The organism is Mesorhizobium sp. FG116 (genome assembly GCF_057809835.1).
The window spans coordinates 1-16711 of sequence record NZ_JBMDKS010000043.1; the positions used below are offsets into that span (position 1 = coordinate 1).

At 60.4% G+C, this 16711-nt stretch carries 12 protein-coding genes and 1 tRNA gene; 12 read left to right on the top strand and 1 reads right to left on the bottom strand.

Annotated features, from left to right (window positions below; genetic code table 11):
• Positions 1 to 202 precede the first annotated feature (202 nt).
• The 9 genes from ACODTY_RS22130 (at position 203) to rpoC (ending at position 12707) form a co-directional block, all read left to right on the top strand.
• Positions 203 to 278: transfer RNA gene (locus tag ACODTY_RS22130), tRNA-Trp, on the top strand.
• 334 nt (positions 279 to 612) lie between these two features.
• Positions 613 to 816, top strand: a complete 204-nt coding sequence (gene secE, locus ACODTY_RS22135; RefSeq protein ID WP_056241884.1) for a preprotein translocase subunit SecE — start codon at positions 613 to 615, stop codon at positions 814 to 816.
• A 27-nt stretch (positions 817 to 843) separates the two neighbouring features.
• Positions 844 to 1383, top strand: coding sequence for a transcription termination/antitermination protein NusG (nusG, locus tag ACODTY_RS22140; protein WP_056241887.1), 540 nt, complete (start codon positions 844 to 846; stop codon positions 1381 to 1383).
• A 161-nt stretch (positions 1384 to 1544) separates the two neighbouring features.
• Complete coding sequence (rplK, locus tag ACODTY_RS22145) at positions 1545 to 1973, top strand: 50S ribosomal protein L11 (RefSeq protein WP_056241890.1); 429 nt, start codon at positions 1545 to 1547, stop codon at positions 1971 to 1973.
• Between the two features lie 4 nt (positions 1974 to 1977).
• A complete protein-coding gene (rplA, locus tag ACODTY_RS22150) occupies positions 1978 to 2676 on the top strand; it encodes a 50S ribosomal protein L1 (protein WP_488996341.1) in 699 nt (232 codons plus the stop codon).
• A 387-nt stretch (positions 2677 to 3063) separates the two neighbouring features.
• Positions 3064 to 3582 (top strand): 50S ribosomal protein L10, encoded by a 519-nt coding sequence (gene rplJ / locus ACODTY_RS22155; RefSeq protein ID WP_056241895.1) that lies wholly within the window; start codon positions 3064 to 3066, stop codon positions 3580 to 3582.
• Positions 3583 to 3636: 54 nt separating this feature from the next.
• Positions 3637 to 4014 (top strand): 50S ribosomal protein L7/L12, encoded by a 378-nt coding sequence (gene rplL, locus ACODTY_RS22160; protein WP_056241897.1) that lies wholly within the window; start codon positions 3637 to 3639, stop codon positions 4012 to 4014.
• A gap of 206 nt (positions 4015 to 4220) precedes the next feature.
• Complete coding sequence (gene rpoB / locus ACODTY_RS22165) at positions 4221 to 8357, top strand: DNA-directed RNA polymerase subunit beta (protein WP_488996342.1); 4137 nt, start codon at positions 4221 to 4223, stop codon at positions 8355 to 8357.
• 153 nt (positions 8358 to 8510) lie between these two features.
• Complete coding sequence (rpoC, locus tag ACODTY_RS22170; RefSeq protein ID WP_488996343.1) at positions 8511 to 12707, top strand: DNA-directed RNA polymerase subunit beta'; 4197 nt, start codon at positions 8511 to 8513, stop codon at positions 12705 to 12707.
• Positions 12708 to 12804: 97 nt separating this feature from the next.
• On the opposite strand, the gene ACODTY_RS22175 is transcribed toward rpoC, so the two are convergent.
• The gene (locus tag ACODTY_RS22175) at positions 12805 to 13101 is read right to left on the bottom strand and encodes a transcriptional regulator (RefSeq protein ID WP_488996344.1); all 297 of its coding nucleotides are present in this window, start codon (positions 13099 to 13101) and stop codon (positions 12805 to 12807) included.
• A 465-nt stretch (positions 13102 to 13566) separates the two neighbouring features.
• Here ACODTY_RS22175 and rpsL point away from each other — a divergent pair, with 465 nt between their 5' ends.
• The 3 genes from rpsL to fusA are packed head-to-tail and all read left to right on the top strand — an operon-like array spanning position 13567 to position 16589.
• On the top strand, positions 13567 to 13938 hold the full coding sequence (rpsL, locus tag ACODTY_RS22180) for a 30S ribosomal protein S12 (RefSeq protein ID WP_056105400.1): 372 nt from the start codon (positions 13567 to 13569) through the stop codon (positions 13936 to 13938).
• Positions 13939 to 13997: 59 nt separating this feature from the next.
• Complete coding sequence (gene rpsG / locus ACODTY_RS22185; RefSeq protein WP_056241913.1) at positions 13998 to 14468, top strand: 30S ribosomal protein S7; 471 nt, start codon at positions 13998 to 14000, stop codon at positions 14466 to 14468.
• A 30-nt stretch (positions 14469 to 14498) separates the two neighbouring features.
• Positions 14499 to 16589, top strand: a complete 2091-nt coding sequence (gene fusA / locus ACODTY_RS22190) for an elongation factor G (RefSeq protein ID WP_488996345.1) — start codon at positions 14499 to 14501, stop codon at positions 16587 to 16589.
• The last annotated feature ends 122 nt before the right edge of the window (positions 16590 to 16711 follow it).

Below are 16711 nucleotides of genomic sequence, written 5' to 3' on the forward strand. Positions count from 1 at the left end.
CCGCGAAGGCGGCCGCACCGTCGGCGCCGGCATCGTTGCTTCGATCGTTGAGTAACGACGTTTGAAAACTGGGTGGCGGCTCTCTCGGGAGCCGCCATTTCCGTCCGAAAATGCTTGAAGCTTTTGCTTGGAGCGACTAGGAACGGGCACCAACGCCGATCCGGTATTTGGCAACGTGGCCTCCCGGATTGGTGACTTAGCTAGGGGTATAGCTCAGTTGGTAGAGCGGCGGTCTCCAAAACCGCAGGTCGCGGGTTCGAGCCCTGCTGCCCCTGCCACTCATTCCTGAAGCCGGACCTGTCATGGCGCGATATCTTGCCATGGAGAAGGCTTTGAGGCATAAGGACAGCATAGCCGGGACGGAACGACTGGATGGTTCCGATGCGGCGTTTGTTCGTAAAGCGGATACTTGCCACTTGCGTGGACCAAGAATCGGTTTTATGTAGACGTAACAGACACGCGACGCGTGGAGCTGGGAATCCGGCTTTGCGCGTCTGATTTGCATGGACGAAACGGTCGAATTGATTCGGCACAATCGCTTCATGCTCCATGTCCCGGTCAGCGGGACCATCCAGGAGGCCCGGCCCACGGGTCTTGAAAGCAGAGCGACACATGGCTTCGAAGACACTTAATCCTTTCGTCTTCCTTCAGCAGGTTCGGTCGGAGACTGCCAAGGTCACTTGGCCGACACGGCGCGAAACGCTGATTTCGACGGTGATGGTCCTGATCTTCTCGGTCCTGACCATGCTGTTCTTCTTTGCCGCCGATCAGCTGATGGGTTTTGCCGTCGAGCTGATCTTGGGTATCGGGCGCTAAGTTCGGCGATTACGGAGAAGCCTTGAAATGACCGCGCGCTGGTACATCGTCCACGCTTATTCGAACTTTGAAAAAAAGGTTGCCGAAGACATTGAGAACAAGGCCAAGCAGAAGGGGCTGAGCGAACGCATCGAGCAGATCGTCGTCCCGACTGAGAAGGTGGTCGAGGTTCGTCGCGGCAAGAAGGTGGACGCCGAGCGCAAGTTTTTCCCGGGCTACGTGCTGATGAAGGCCGAGCTCAACGATGCGGTGATCAGCCTCGTCAAGAATACGCCGCGCGTGACGGGCTTCCTCGGTGAAGACAAGCATACGGCAAAGCCGATGCACATCACCGACAAGGAAGCGGAGCGCATCCTGCATCAGGTGCAGGAAGGCGTGGAGCGGCCGAAGCCGTCGGTCACGTTCGAGATCGGCGAAGCTATCCGCGTATCCGACGGGCCTTTCGCATCGTTCAACGGCTTCGTTCAGGAAGTCGACGAGGAGCGCGCGCGCCTCAAGGTGGAAGTGTCGATCTTCGGCCGCGCCGTGCCGGTGGATCTGGAATTCGGACAGGTCGAAAAGGGCTGATCCGTAATCCTGCCGCAGCGATGCGGCAGCGATGAAGGCAACGCGGCGTTGTCGCGTTGCCGTCGAAGGTGGGAGGCGAGGGCGGCTTAGCCGGCTGTTCGAACCGCACCACCAAACTGCAACCGCCGGATATCCGGCAGAGAAGTTAAGGCAGGAAAGAGATGGCTAAGAAAATTGCAGGCCAGCTCAAGCTCCAGGTTCCCGCGGGTTCGGCTACGCCGTCGCCGCCGATCGGACCTGCGCTTGGTCAGCGTGGCATCAACATCATGGAATTCTGCAAGGCGTTCAACGCGCAGTCGCAGGAGATGGAGAAGGGGTCGCCGATCCCTGTCGTCATCACTTATTACCAGGACAAGTCGTTCACCTTCGTCATGAAGACGCCTCCGGTGACCTACTTCCTGAAGAAGGCCGCCAACCTGAAGTCGGGCTCGAAGGAGCCGGGCAAGACCAAGGCTGGCACGATCGGCCGTGACAAGGTGCGCGCGATCGCAGAAGCGAAGATGAAGGACCTTAACGCGAACGACGTTGAAGCCGCCATGCGCATGGTTGAAGGCTCTGCCCGTTCGATGGGCCTGGAAGTGGTGGGCTGATCAGATGGCAAAGATTGCAAAGCGTGTAGCCAAGTCCCGCGACGGCATCGATCCCAACAAGGCCTATGCCTTGGGGGATGCGCTCAAGCTGCTCAAGGATCGCTCGGGCGTCAAGTTTGACGAGACCATCGAGATCGCCATGAACCTCGGCGTTGACCCTCGCCACGCCGACCAGATGGTCCGCGGCGTTGTCAATCTGCCGAACGGCACCGGCCGTACCGTGCGCGTTGCGGTGTTTGCGCGTGGCGACAAGGCCGACGAAGCCAAGGCCGCCGGTGCTGACGTCGTCGGCGCAGAGGATCTGGTCGAGATCGTCCAGAAGGGCACGATCGACTTCGATCGCTGCATCGCGACGCCGGATATGATGCCGCTCGTCGGTCGTCTGGGCAAGGTACTCGGCCCGCGCGGCATGATGCCGAACCCGAAGGTTGGCACTGTGACCACCGATGTGGCTGCTGCGGTCAAGGCCTCGAAGGGCGGCGCCGTTGAGTTCCGCGTCGAGAAGGCTGGTATCGTCCACGCCGGCGTCGGCAAGGTGTCCTTTGAGGTCAAGGCGCTGGAAGAAAACATCCGCGCTTTCGCCGATGCGGTCACCAAGGCCAAGCCGGCCGGCGCCAAGGGCAACTACGTCAAGAAGGTGTCCGTCACCTCGACGATGGGCCCGGGCCTGAAGCTCGACGTTGCGACGCTCGTAGCGTCCTGATTCGATTTTTCCGGGTCGTCCCCTAAAGGATTGATCCGGTTGTGAATTCCGATCCCCGCTTCGGCGGGGGTTGGGTACCCGGAAGCCGAAAGGGTTCCGGATATCCTGTCCGAGATTGCGGGCGGTCCGGTTTCGATTGGACCTTAATTCATGTGGGCCTGCATGAGACGGGTGAAGACCGGACAACGGAGGTTTTGCCTCCAATGAATGGTTCGAACCGTGTTTGCCTTTTGTCTGCGCATCCGGCGGCTTGCCAAGGGATGTGGCGAAAGGGGGCAGGATCCTCGAGCGCCGTTCGGGTGATCCAGAAATGGAAAAGCCCGGCCGGCAAAAGGCAACCAGACGCCTGCTTTCGTAAATGAGGCAGGGGTCAACTGGAGATAGGCAGTGGACAGAGCGGAAAAACGCGAACTCGTCTCGGGCCTGAACGACGCCATCAAGGGCGCTGGTTCAGTGGTCGTGGCCCACTATGCCGGTATCACCGTCGCGCAAATGAACGATCTTCGCACGAAGATGCGTCAGGCCGGCGGCACCGTCAAAGTCGCGAAGAACCGCCTCGCCAAGATCGCTCTTCAGGGCACGGAATCCGAAAGCATCATCGATCTGTTCAAGGGACAGACGCTGGTCGCTTACTCGGAAGATCCGATTGCGGCACCGAAGGTCGCGTCCGATTTCGCCAAGGGAAATGAGAAACTCATCATTCTCGGCGGCGCAATGGGCAAGACCTCGCTCGATGCCGATGGAGTGAAGGCGCTTGCCTCGCTTCCGTCGCTCGACGAACTGCGCGCAAAGCTGGTTGGCATGATTGCCACGCCGGCGACCCGGATCGCCCAGATCGTCAATGCGCCCGCGGGTTCAGTCGCGCGCGTCATTGGTGCTTACGCCCGGAAGGACGAGGCGGCATGAGGCCGTTCCTCTTGAATATCAACACACGTTCGAACCTTACGAAGGAATACAAAAATGGCTGATCTCGCAAAGATCGTAGACGACCTCTCGAGCCTGACCGTCCTCGAGGCGGCTGAGCTTTCGAAGCTTCTGGAAGAAAAGTGGGGCGTTTCCGCCGCCGCTCCGGTGGCTGTTGCCGCTGCTGGTGGCGCTGCCGCTGCTGCTGCTCCGGCTGAGGAAAAGACCGAGTTCGACGTCATCCTGACGGATGCCGGCGCTCAGAAGATCAATGTCATCAAGGAAGTGCGCGCCATCACCGGCCTGGGCCTCAAGGAAGCCAAGGACCTGGTCGAAGCCGCTCCGAAGCCGGTCAAGGAGGCTGTTGCCAAGGCCGACGCGGAAAAGATCAAGGCCCAGCTCGAAGCTGCTGGCGCCAAGGTCGACCTGAAGTAATTGTTCGGGTTAGGCGGGCGACTTCGCGTCGTCCGCCACCTCCCGCAAGGGAGCCCGGATTTGTGTTCGAGAACCTCTTTCCTGATGGCCGGAACCGGCTTTCAGGAAACAGGTTTTCACCTGTTTTAGACAAGGCCGTCGTTGAAACGGCCTGAAAGGCGAGGCGAACCGCGGCGTGGTTCGCCCCAACATGCTAAGGAGCGACGATGGCCCAGACCCAGACTTTCAATGGCCGCAGACGCGTAAGAAAGTTCTTCGGAAAGATCCCTGAAGTTGCCGAGATGCCGAACCTCATCGAGGTTCAAAAGGCATCCTACGATCAGTTCCTGATGGTCGACGAGCCGCAAGGCGGTCGCCCGGACGAAGGCCTGCAGGCTGTTTTCAGGTCTGTGTTCCCGATCTCCGATTTTTCCGGAGCGTCGATGCTGGAATTCGTCAAGTACGAGTTCGAAGCGCCGAAGTTCGACGTCGACGAGTGCCGTCAGCGCGACCTGACCTATGCAGCGCCCCTCAAGGTGACGCTGCGCCTCATCGTGTTCGATATTGACGAGGATACCGGCGCAAAGTCGATCAAGGACATCAAGGAGCAGGACGTTTACATGGGCGACATGCCGCTCATGACCATGAACGGCACCTTCATCGTTAACGGCACCGAGCGCGTCATCGTTTCGCAGATGCACCGTTCGCCGGGCGTCTTCTTCGATCACGACAAGGGCAAGTCGCATTCCAGCGGCAAGCTCCTGTTCGCTGCCCGCGTCATTCCGTATCGCGGATCGTGGCTCGATATCGAGTTCGATTCCAAGGATGTCGTGCATGCCCGCATCGACCGTCGCCGCAAGATTCCGGTGACGTCGCTTCTGATGGCGCTTGGCATGGATGGCGAAGAAATCCTGTCGACCTTCTACAACAAGATTTCCTACCGCCGCGCTGGCGACCATTGGCGCATCCCGTTCAATGTCGAGCGCTTCCGCGGTCTCAAGGCCGTCAGTGATCTGGTCGATGCCGACACCGGCGAAGTTGTCGTCGAGGCCGGCAAGAAGATCACCGCGCGTCAGGCCAAGCAGCTTGGCGAAAAGGGCCTGAAGGCGATCAAGGCGACGGACGAGGATCTGCTCGGCAACTATCTTGCCGAGGACATCGTCAACTACCAGACCGGCGAGATATTCCTCGAGGCTGGCGACGAGATCGACGAGAAGACCTTGAAGGTGCTGCTCGAGACGGGCGAGGACGAGATCCAGATTCTCGACATCGACCACGTCAACGTCGGTGCCTACATTCGCAACACGCTGGCCGTCGATAAGAACGAGAGCCGCCAGGACGCGCTGTTCGACATCTATCGTGTCATGCGCCCGGGCGAGCCGCCGACGCTGGAAACCGCCGAAGCCATGTTCAATTCGCTGTTCTTCGACAGCGAACGCTACGACCTGTCGGCTGTCGGTCGCGTCAAGATGAACATGCGCCTCGAACTCGATGCGGAAGACACCGTTCGCGTGCTGCGCAAGGAAGACATCCTTGCCGTGGTCAAGACTCTGGTGGAACTGCGCGACGGCAAGGGCGAGATCGACGACATCGACAATCTCGGCAACCGCCGCGTGCGTTCGGTCGGCGAACTGATGGAAAACCAGTACCGCGTCGGCCTTTTGCGCATGGAGCGCGCGATCAAGGAACGTATGTCCTCGATCGAGATCGATACGGTGATGCCGCAGGACCTCATCAACGCCAAGCCGGCTGCGGCCGCGGTGCGCGAGTTCTTCGGTTCTTCGCAGCTTTCGCAGTTCATGGACCAGACCAACCCGCTGTCGGAAATCACCCACAAGCGTCGCCTGTCGGCGCTTGGACCGGGCGGTCTGACCCGCGAGCGCGCCGGCTTCGAGGTGCGCGACGTGCATCCGACGCACTACGGCCGTATCTGCCCGATCGAGACGCCGGAAGGCCCGAACATCGGTCTGATCAACTCGCTGGCGACCTTTGCGCGCGTCAACAAGTACGGCTTCATCGAGAGCCCGTACCGCAAGATCGTGGACGGCAAGCTGACCAACGACGTCGTCTATCTGTCGGCGATGGAAGAGGCCAAGCACTTCGTGGCGCAGGCCAACGCCGAACTCGACGCCAACGGTCATTTCGTCGACGAGTTCGTCATTTGCCGTAACGCCGGTGAAGTGATGATGGCCCCGCGTGAAAACGTCGACCTTATGGACGTTTCGCCGAAGCAGATGGTTTCGGTCGCAGCCGCGCTGATCCCGTTCCTGGAAAACGACGACGCCAACCGCGCTCTCATGGGCTCGAACATGCAGCGTCAGGCCGTGCCGCTGGTGCGTGCTGAAGCGCCGTTCGTCGGCACCGGCATGGAGCCGATCGTGGCGCGTGACTCAGGCGCCGCCATCGGTGCCCGTCGCGGCGGCGTGGTCGACCAGGTCGACGCAACGCGTATCGTTATCCGCGCGACGGAAAATCTCGATCCCGGCAAGTCCGGCGTCGATATCTACCGTCTCATGAAGTTCCAACGTTCGAACCAGTCGACCTGCATCAACCAGCGTCCGCTGGTCAGGGTTGGCGACCACGTCAACAAGGGCGACATCATCGCCGACGGTCCTTCGACCGATCTTGGTGATCTGGCGCTCGGCCGCAACGTGCTCGTCGCGTTCATGCCGTGGAATGGCTACAACTACGAAGACTCGATCCTGCTGTCCGAGCGGATCGTGGCCGACGACGTCTTCACCTCGATCCATATCGAGGAGTTCGAGGTCATGGCTCGCGATACGAAGCTTGGTCCTGAGGAAATCACCCGCGACATTCCGAACGTATCGGAAGAAGCGCTGAAGAACCTCGACGAAGCCGGCATCGTCTACATCGGTGCGGAAGTGCAGCCGGGGGATATCCTGGTCGGCAAGATCACGCCGAAGGGCGAAAGCCCGATGACGCCGGAAGAAAAGCTTCTGCGCGCCATCTTCGGCGAAAAGGCTTCCGATGTGCGCGACACCTCCATGCGCATGCCTCCGGGCACCTTCGGCACGGTCGTGGAAGTTCGCGTCTTCAACCGCCACGGCGTGGAGAAGGACGAGCGCGCCATGGCCATCGAGCGCGAGGAGATCGAGCGCCTGGCCAAGGACCGCGACGACGAGCAGGCCATCTTGGACCGCAACGTCTACTCGCGCCTGTCCGGCATGTTGATCGGCAAGGAAGCGATTGCCGGGCCGAAGGGCTTCAAGAAGGGCACCGCGCTCGCCAAGGAAACGCTGGACGACTACCCGCGTTCGCAGTGGTGGCAGTTCGCCGTGGAGAACGAAAAGCTCCAGAGCGAACTGGAAGCCTTGCGTGGCCAGTACGACGACTCCAAGAAGGCGTTGGAACAGCGCTTCATGGACAAGGTCGAAAAGGTCCAGCGCGGCGACGAAATGCCTCCGGGCGTCATGAAGATGGTCAAGGTCTTCGTCGCTGTGAAGCGCAAGATGCAGCCTGGTGACAAGATGGCCGGTCGTCACGGCAACAAGGGCGTGGTTTCGCGCATTGTTGCAGTTGAGGACATGCCGTTCCTTGAAGACGGCACGCATGCCGACATCGTGCTCAATCCGTTGGGCGTGCCGTCGCGCATGAACGTTGGCCAGATCCTGGAAACGCACCTTGGCTGGGCTTGCTCCGGCATGGGCAGGAAGATCGGCGACTTGATCGACGCCTATAAGGCGGGCGGCGATATCAAGCCGCTGCGCACCACCATCGAGCAGGTCATCCCGGACAACGACCGCAACGAACCGGTCCGCGAATACGACGATGAGTCCATCGTTCGCCTCGGCGAGCAGATGCGGCGCGGCGTCTCCATCGCGACCCCGGTGTTCGACGGCGCGCACGAAGCCAACATCAACGAGATGCTGGAGCAGGCGGGTCTTCACACCAGCGGCCAGTCGCAGCTCTATGACGGGCGTACCGGTGAGCCGTTCGATCGCAAGGTGACGATGGGCTATATCTACATGCTCAAGCTGCACCACCTCGTGGACGACAAGATCCATGCGCGTTCGATCGGCCCGTACTCGCTAGTCACCCAGCAGCCGCTGGGCGGCAAGGCGCAGTTCGGCGGACAGCGTTTCGGCGAAATGGAGGTCTGGGCTCTCGAGGCTTACGGCGCCGCCTACACGCTGCAGGAAATGCTGACCGTGAAGTCGGACGACGTGGCCGGCCGTACCAAGGTCTACGAAGCGATCGTCCGCGGCGACGACACTTTCGAGGCGGGTATCCCGGAAAGCTTCAACGTTCTGGTCAAGGAAATGCGGTCGCTCGGACTGAACGTCGAGCTTGAAAACACCAAGCTTGAAGACCAGCCGACGCCACTGCGCGACGCTGCCGAGTAACGGCGCCACTTGCAGCCGCGGGCGACCGCGGCTGCCCGGGCACGGCTGGTGAGCCTGCCCTAAAGGAATCTTCCGGCTTTGGCCGGTTCTCGCGGGTGTCGTCCCGCATAAATTGGAATTGGGGTTTTCGAGGACCCCGCAAAGGAGAATGGCATGAACCAAGAGGTCATGAATCTCTTCAACCCGCAGGCGCCGGCGCAGGTGTTCGATTCCATCCGGATTTCGCTCGCCAGCCCGGAAAAGATCCTGTCGTGGTCGTTCGGCGAGATCAAGAAGCCGGAAACCATCAACTACCGTACGTTCAAGCCGGAACGCGACGGCCTGTTCTGCGCGCGCATCTTCGGGCCGATCAAGGACTACGAGTGCCTGTGCGGTAAGTACAAGCGCATGAAGTACAAGGGCGTCATCTGCGAAAAGTGCGGCGTCGAAGTGACGCTGTCGCGCGTTCGCCGCGAGCGCATGGGCCATATCGAGCTGGCGGCGCCTGTCGCCCATATCTGGTTCCTGAAGTCGCTGCCGTCGCGCATCGGCACGCTGCTCGACATGACCCTGAAGGATATCGAGCGCGTCCTTTATTTCGAAAATTACATCGTGACCGAGCCGGGCTTGACCGCGCTCAAGGAAAACCAGCTTCTCTCCGAAGAAGAGTACATGTTGGCGGTTGACGAGTACGGCGAGGACAGCTTCACCGCCATGATCGGCGCGGAAGCCATCCATGACCTGCTGGCTGGAATGGACCTGGAAAAGATCGCAGGCGACCTGCGCTCCGAGCTTGCTTCGACGACGTCCGAGCTGAAGCAGAAGAAGTATCTCAAGCGCCTCAAGGTGGTCGAGAACTTCATGGAATCCGGCAATCGTCCGGAATGGATGATCATGAAGGTCGTTCCGGTGATCCCGCCGGACCTGCGTCCGCTGGTTCCCCTGGATGGTGGCCGCTTCGCGACTTCCGACCTGAACGACCTCTATCGTCGCGTCATCAACCGCAACAACCGCTTGAAGCGGCTGATCGAGTTGCGCGCGCCTGGCATCATCGTGCGCAATGAAAAGCGCATGTTGCAGGAAGCCGTCGATGCGCTGTTCGACAACGGCCGTCGCGGCCGCGTCATCACCGGCGCCAACAAGCGTCCACTGAAGTCGCTGTCCGATATGCTCAAGGGCAAGCAGGGCCGCTTCCGCCAGAACCTGCTCGGCAAGCGTGTCGACTATTCCGGCCGTTCGGTCATCGTGACCGGCCCGGAATTGAAGCTGCATCAGTGCGGCCTGCCGAAGAAGATGGCGCTTGAACTGTTCAAGCCGTTCATCTATGCCCGCCTCGACGCCAAGGGTTACTCCTCGACCGTCAAGCAGGCCAAGAAGCTGGTCGAAAAGGAACGTCCGGAAGTCTGGGATATCCTCGACGAGGTCATCCGCGAGCATCCGGTGCTTCTGAACCGCGCGCCGACGCTGCACCGCCTTGGCATCCAGGCATTCGAGCCGATGCTGATCGAAGGCAAGGCTATCCAGCTGCATCCGCTGGTCTGCACCGCCTTCAACGCCGACTTCGACGGCGACCAGATGGCTGTCCACGTGCCGCTTTCGCTGGAAGCCCAGCTTGAAGCGCGCGTGCTGATGATGTCGACCAACAACATCCTCCACCCGGCCTCCGGCGCACCGATCATCGTGCCGTCGCAGGACATGGTGCTTGGCCTCTATTACCTCTCGATCGTCAACCAGAACGAGCCGGGCGAAGGCATGGCGTTTGCCGATATGGGCGAACTCCAGCATGCGCTGGAAACCAAGGCCGTGACCCTGCACGCCAAGATCAAGGGCCGTTTCAAGACGGTCGATGCGGAAGGCAACCTCGTGTCGAAGATCTACGACACGACGCCTGGCCGCATGATCATCGGCGAGTTGCTGCCGAAGAACGTCAACGTGCCGTTTGCGACCGCCAACCAGGAGATGACCAAGAAGAACATCTCCAAGATGATCGACACCGTCTACCGCCATTGCGGTCAGAAGGAGACGGTCATTTTCTGCGATCGCATCATGGCGCTGGGCTTCGCGCATGCCTGCCGGGCCGGCATTTCGTTCGGCAAGGACGATATGCTCATCCCCGATGCCAAGGCCAAGCTGGTTACGGACACCGAGGCGCAGGCCAAGGAATACGAGCAGCAGTACAATGACGGCCTGATCACGCAGGGCGAGAAGTACAACAAGGTGGTCGACGCCTGGGCCAAGTGCTCGGAAAAGGTCGCCGAGGAAATGATGGGCCGCATCAAGGCGGTGGAGTTCGACGACAACGGCCGTCAAAAGCCGATGAACTCGATCTACATGATGTCGCATTCGGGTGCGCGCGGTTCGCCCACCCAGATGCGTCAGCTCGCCGGCATGCGCGGCCTGATGGCCAAGCCGTCGGGCGAAATCATCGAGACGCCGATCATTTCGAACTTCAAGGAAGGCCTTACCGTTCTCGAGTACTTCAACTCGACCCACGGCGCCCGCAAGGGTCTGGCCGACACCGCGTTGAAGACGGCCAACTCCGGTTACCTGACCCGTCGCCTTGTCGACGTCGCGCAGGATTGCATCGTCAATTCTGTCGACTGCGGCACGTCCAAGGGTCTGACCATGCAGCCGATCGTCGATGCCGGCCAGGTGGTCGCGTCGGTCGGACAGCGTGTGCTGGGCCGCACCGCCCTGGATGACATTTTGCATCCGGTTTCCGGTGAGGTCATGGTCAGCGCCGGCAAGCTGATGGACGAGCGCGACATCGAGATGATCGAAAAGGCTGGCGTCCAGTCGGTTCGCATTCGCTCGGCGTTGACTTGCGAAGTCCGCACCGGCGTTTGCGCGGTCTGCTACGGTCGCGACCTTGCTCGCGGCACGCCCGTCAACCAGGGCGAGGCTGTCGGCGTCATCGCGGCGCAGTCGATCGGTGAGCCGGGCACCCAGCTTACCATGCGCACCTTCCACATGGGCGGCACGGCGCAGGTGGTGGATAGCTCGTTCCTCGAAGCCTCTTATGAGGGCAAGGTCGAGATCCGCAACCGCAACGTCGTGCGCAACTCCGACGGCCACCTCGTGGTGATGGGCCGCAACATGGCGATCCTCATCCTCGATGAGACCGGCAAGGAGCGCGCCACGCACCGCGTCACCTACGGTTCGCGTATCTTCGTGGACGATGGCGACAAGGTGAAGCGCGGCCAGCGTATCGCTGAGTGGGACCCGTACACCCGCCCGATCCTCACCGAAATCGAGGGCAGGGTGGAGTTCGAGGACCTGGTCGACGGCATTTCCGTCCAGGAAACGGCCGACGAATCCACCGGCATCACCAAGCGCGAAGTCATCGACTGGCGTTCGACGCCGCGTGGTTCGGATCTCAAGCCGGCAATCGTGGTCCAGGATGCCAAGGGCAAGGTCGGCAAGCTGTCCAAGGGCGGCGATGCACGCTTCCTGCTCTCGGTCGAGGCCATCCTTTCGGTCGATCCGGGCGCTCATGTGAAGCCGGGCGACGTGCTGGCGCGTATCCCGATGGAAAGCGCCAAGACCAAGGACATCACCGGCGGTCTGCCGCGCGTTGCGGAGCTGTTCGAAGCTCGTCGTCCGAAGGATCACGCCATCATCGCCGAGATCGATGGCACCATCCGCTTCGGCCGCGACTACAAGAACAAGCGCCGCATCATCATCGAGCCGCATGACTCGACGCTGGAGCCGGTCGAGTACCTGATCCCGAAGGGCAAGCCGTTCCATCTGCAGGACGGCGACGTCATCGAGAAGGGCGACTACATCCTCGACGGCAACCCGGCGCCGCACGACATCCTGGCGATCAGGGGCGTAGAGGCTCTGGCCTCCTACCTCGTCAACGAAATCCAGGAAGTCTACCGGTTGCAGGGCGTGACGATCAACGACAAGCACATTGAAGTGATCGTGCGCCAGATGCTGCAGAAGGTGGAAATCACCGAACAGGGTGACTCGACCTATATCCCGGGCGACCATGTCGATGTGATCGAACTGGATGAGATCAACGAGCGTCTGGAAGAAGAAGGCAAGAAGCCGGCTGCTGGCCAGCCTGTCCTGCTTGGCATCACCAAGGCCTCGCTGCAGACGCCGTCCTTCATCTCCGCCGCCTCCTTCCAGGAGACGACGAGGGTGCTGACGGAAGCTGCGGTTGCCGGCAAGACCGACATGCTGCAGGGCCTGAAGGAAAACGTCATCGTTGGGCGTCTGATCCCTGCCGGTACCGGCGGCCAGATGAGCCAGATCCGCCGCATCGCCACCTCGCGCGATGAGCTGATCCTCGACGAGCGCCGCAAGTCATCCGGTGTTGAGGTGGCTGAGCCGATCCTCACGGACATGGTGTCGGCTGCGCAGTAAGCCGCGCATCTGTTGCGACAATCAAAAGCCGCCGGTTTGACCGGCGGCTTTTTTGCTTCATGGGCGAAAGTCGAGGGCGGGCAATCGGGTCCGCCGATCAGTCCGGTTCATCGAAGGTCACGATCGAGACTTCACCCTCCAAGGCGCCTTGGTAGGCCGAAAGATGCGGTTCGTCGTCGGGTTCGCCTTGCATATCGCCAATCTGATCCAGTTCGGCTTCGGCATAGCCTTCTGCTGCAAGTGATTCCAGCGCGCGGCGCACGGCCGAGTCGTCGTCCGGCGCGACCAGCATCACGTGCACGCCTTCCGCTCTGCCGCCCTTTCGTTTCCAGACCCGGCCGGTAATGATCGTTACCGGTCGTTCGTGCTCATCACGGTCTTCTGAGTCGTTCATGGCTGATTCCTTCGGCGAATTTGCAGGGCACCTCAATTGCCGTCCTGTTTACATGATGCACGTAAGCGCGGCAGCCCAGGATGCAGTCATTTTGTTCCTCTCAATCCGATTCGTACGAAAGAAAGTTTCATGAGCCTGCCGCATAGCTGCCAAGCCCCGGTTTCAGCGCAATAAATGAGGGCGCGGGGTTGACGGGCGAGAACCTTGCGAGTAGAAGCCGCCCAGTCTGAGCCGATGTGAGACTTTCCTTTTCAAGGCGACGCGCTTTGGAGTTTGTCTCAAACAGGGTTCGTTTTACGAGCGAAAAGACATTTCCGGCATGCATGAAGCGGCTTCCGCTTCCTCTGCTTTTTGTTCGGGCAGCACCGTAGGATACGGTTTGTGGCCCGAATTTGCGTATGGAAATAGCGTCTGAATCTGCCCTGAACGGGCTTGAGACACGGAATTGAGAGACAAGAGGGTTTAATGCCTACCGTCAACCAGCTGATCCGCAAGCCGCGCATAGCGCCGGCAACGCGCAACAAGGTCCCGGCCATGCAGCAGAATCCGCAGAAGCGCGGCGTCTGCACACGCGTCTATACGACGACGCCGAAGAAGCCGAACTCTGCACTGCGCAAGGTTGCGAAGATCCGCCTGACCAATGGCTTCGAGGTGATCGGCTACATCCCCGGCGAAGGCCATAACCTTCAGGAGCACTCCGTGGTCATGATCCGCGGCGGCCGCGTGAAGGACCTTCCGGGCGTTCGCTATCATATCATCCGTGGCGTGCTCGACACGCAAGGTGTGAAAAACCGCAAGCAGCGCCGTTCCAAGTACGGTGCAAAGCGTCCGAAGTAAGGTTTTCCGGCTTCGGCGCTTTTTAATTGTGCGCCGGGCAAGAAAAGAGAGACAACAGTATGTCCCGTCGTCACAGTGCAGATAAGCGTGAGATCAACCCGGATCCGAAGTTCGGCGATCTTGTCGTAACCAAGTTCATGAACGCCGTCATGTATGACGGCAAGAAGTCGGTTGCCGAGACCATCGTCTACGGCGCCCTCGACCAGGTTCAGGCCAAGACCAAGCAGGAGCCGGTCACCGTCTTCCACCAGGCGCTCGACAATGTCGCGCCTCACGTGGAAGTGCGTTCGCGTCGTGTTGGTGGTGCCACCTATCAGGTTCCGGTTGATGTGCGCCCCGAGCGTCGTCAGGCGCTTGCCATTCGCTGGCTCATCGCTGCAGCGCGCAATCGCAACGAGACCACCATGGTCGATCGCCTCTCCGGTGAGTTGATGGACGCGGCTAACAACCGCGGCACCGCCGTGAAGAAGCGTGAAGACACCCACAAGATGGCTGAAGCCAACCGCGCCTTCGCGCACTACCGCTGGTAAAGCGCGAAAGAGACTTGAGAGACACCTCCCATGGCCCGCGAATATAAAATCGAAGACTACCGCAATTTCGGTATCATGGCGCACATCGACGCCGGCAAGACGACGACGACCGAGCGGATTCTGTACTACACCGGCAAGTCGCACAAGATCGGTGAGGTCCACGATGGCGCTGCCACCATGGACTGGATGGAGCAGGAGCAGGAGCGCGGCATCACGATTACGTCCGCCGCCACCACGACTTTCTGGAAGGGCCGTGACGGCAAGCAGCGCCGCTTCAACATCATCGACACCCCCGGCCACGTCGACTTCACGATTGAAGTCGAGCGTTCGCTGCGCGTTCTCGACGGCGCCATTGCGCTGCTCGATTCCAACGCCGGCGTTGAGCCGCAGACCGAGACCGTCTGGCGTCAGGCTGAGAAGTATCATGTTCCGCGCATGATCTTCTGCAACAAGATGGACAAGACCGGCGCGGATTTCTACCGCTGCCTGGACATGATCAAGTCGCGCCTCGGTGCGGTTGCGGTGGCCGTTCAGTTGCCGATCGGCGCTGAGAACGAGTTCAAGGGCGTTATCGACCTCATCGAGATGAAGGCGCTGATCTGGCACAACGAAGAGCTGGGCGCAGCCTGGGACGTTGTCGAGATCCCATCAGACCTTCAGGCGAAGGCCGAGGAATACCGCGAGAAGATGATCGAGGCCGTCGTCGAAATGGACGACGATGCCATGAACAACTATCTCGAAGGCAATCTGCCCGACAACGACACCATCCGTGCGTTGATCCGCAAGGGTACGATCGGCGTCAAGTTCCATCCGGTGTTCTGTGGCACTGCCTTCAAGAACAAGGGCGTTCAGCCGCTTCTTGATGCCGTGGTCGACTTCCTGCCGTCGCCGCTGGACGTTCCGGCCATCAAGGGCATCGATGCCAAGACCGAAGCCGAGATCGAGCGTCACGCAACTGACGACGAGCCGCTGTCGATGCTGGCGTTCAAGATCATGAACGATCCCTTCGTCGGTTCGCTCACCTTCGCACGCATCTATTCCGGCAAGCTCGCCAAGGGCGTTTCGCTGGACAATACGGTGAAGGGCAAAAAGGAGCGCATCGGCCGCATGCTGCAGATGCACGCCAACAGCCGCGCCGACATCGAAGAGGCTTTCGCTGGCGACATCGTCGCTCTGGCTGGCCTCAAGGAAACCACGACCGGCGACACGCTTTGCGACCCGCTGAACCCCGTGATCCTCGAGCGCATGGAATTCCCCGATCCGGTCATTCAGATCGCGATCGAGCCGAAGACCAAGGCCGACCAGGAAAAGATGGGCCTCGCGCTGCATCGCCTTGCTGCAGAGGATCCGTCCTTCCGCGTCAAGACCGACGAGGAAAGCGGCCAGACGATCATCGCCGGCATGGGCGAGCTTCATCTCGACATCATCGTCGATCGCATGAAGCGCGAGTTCAAGGTTGAAGCCAACGTTGGCGCCCCGCAGGTTGCTTACCGCGAGACGATCACGCGTACCCACGAGCAGGATTACACGCACAAGAAGCAGACCGGTGGTACCGGCCAGTTTGCGCGCGTCAAGATCGTGTTCGAGCCGAACACCGAGAGCGAAGAGTACGTTTTCGAGTCCAAGATCGTCGGCGGCGCAGTGCCGAAGGAATACATCCCCGGCGTTCAGAAGGGCATCGAAAGCGTCATGTCTTCGGGTCCGTTCGCTGGCTTCCCGATGATCGGTGTCAAGGCAACGCTCATCGACGGCGCTTATCACGACGTCGACTCCTCGGTCCTGGCCTTCGAAATCGCCGGTCGCGCCTGCTTCCGCGAGGCCGCTCCGAAGCTCGGCGTGCAGTTGCTCGAGCCGATCATGAAGGTCGAGGTCGTTACGCCGGAAGATTATGTCGGCAACGTCATCGGCGACCTGAATTCGCGTCGTGGCCAGATCCAGGGTCAGGAAACACGCGGTGTTGCCGTGGTGGTGAACGCCATGGTGCCGCTCGCGAACATGTTCAAGTACGTGGACAACCTGCGCTCGATGTCACAGGGCCGCGCCCAGTACACGATGCAGTTCGACCACTACGAGCCGGTGCCGACCGCGGTCGCTCAGGAAGTTCAGAAGAAATACGCGTAATCCCAACGGGTTGCACTTGTAACTTAATTAAACGCCCCGGTGGGCAAGTCAGAAATGGAGACCTCACATGGCAAAAGGTAAATTCGAGCGCACGAAGCCTCATGTGAACATTGGCACGATTG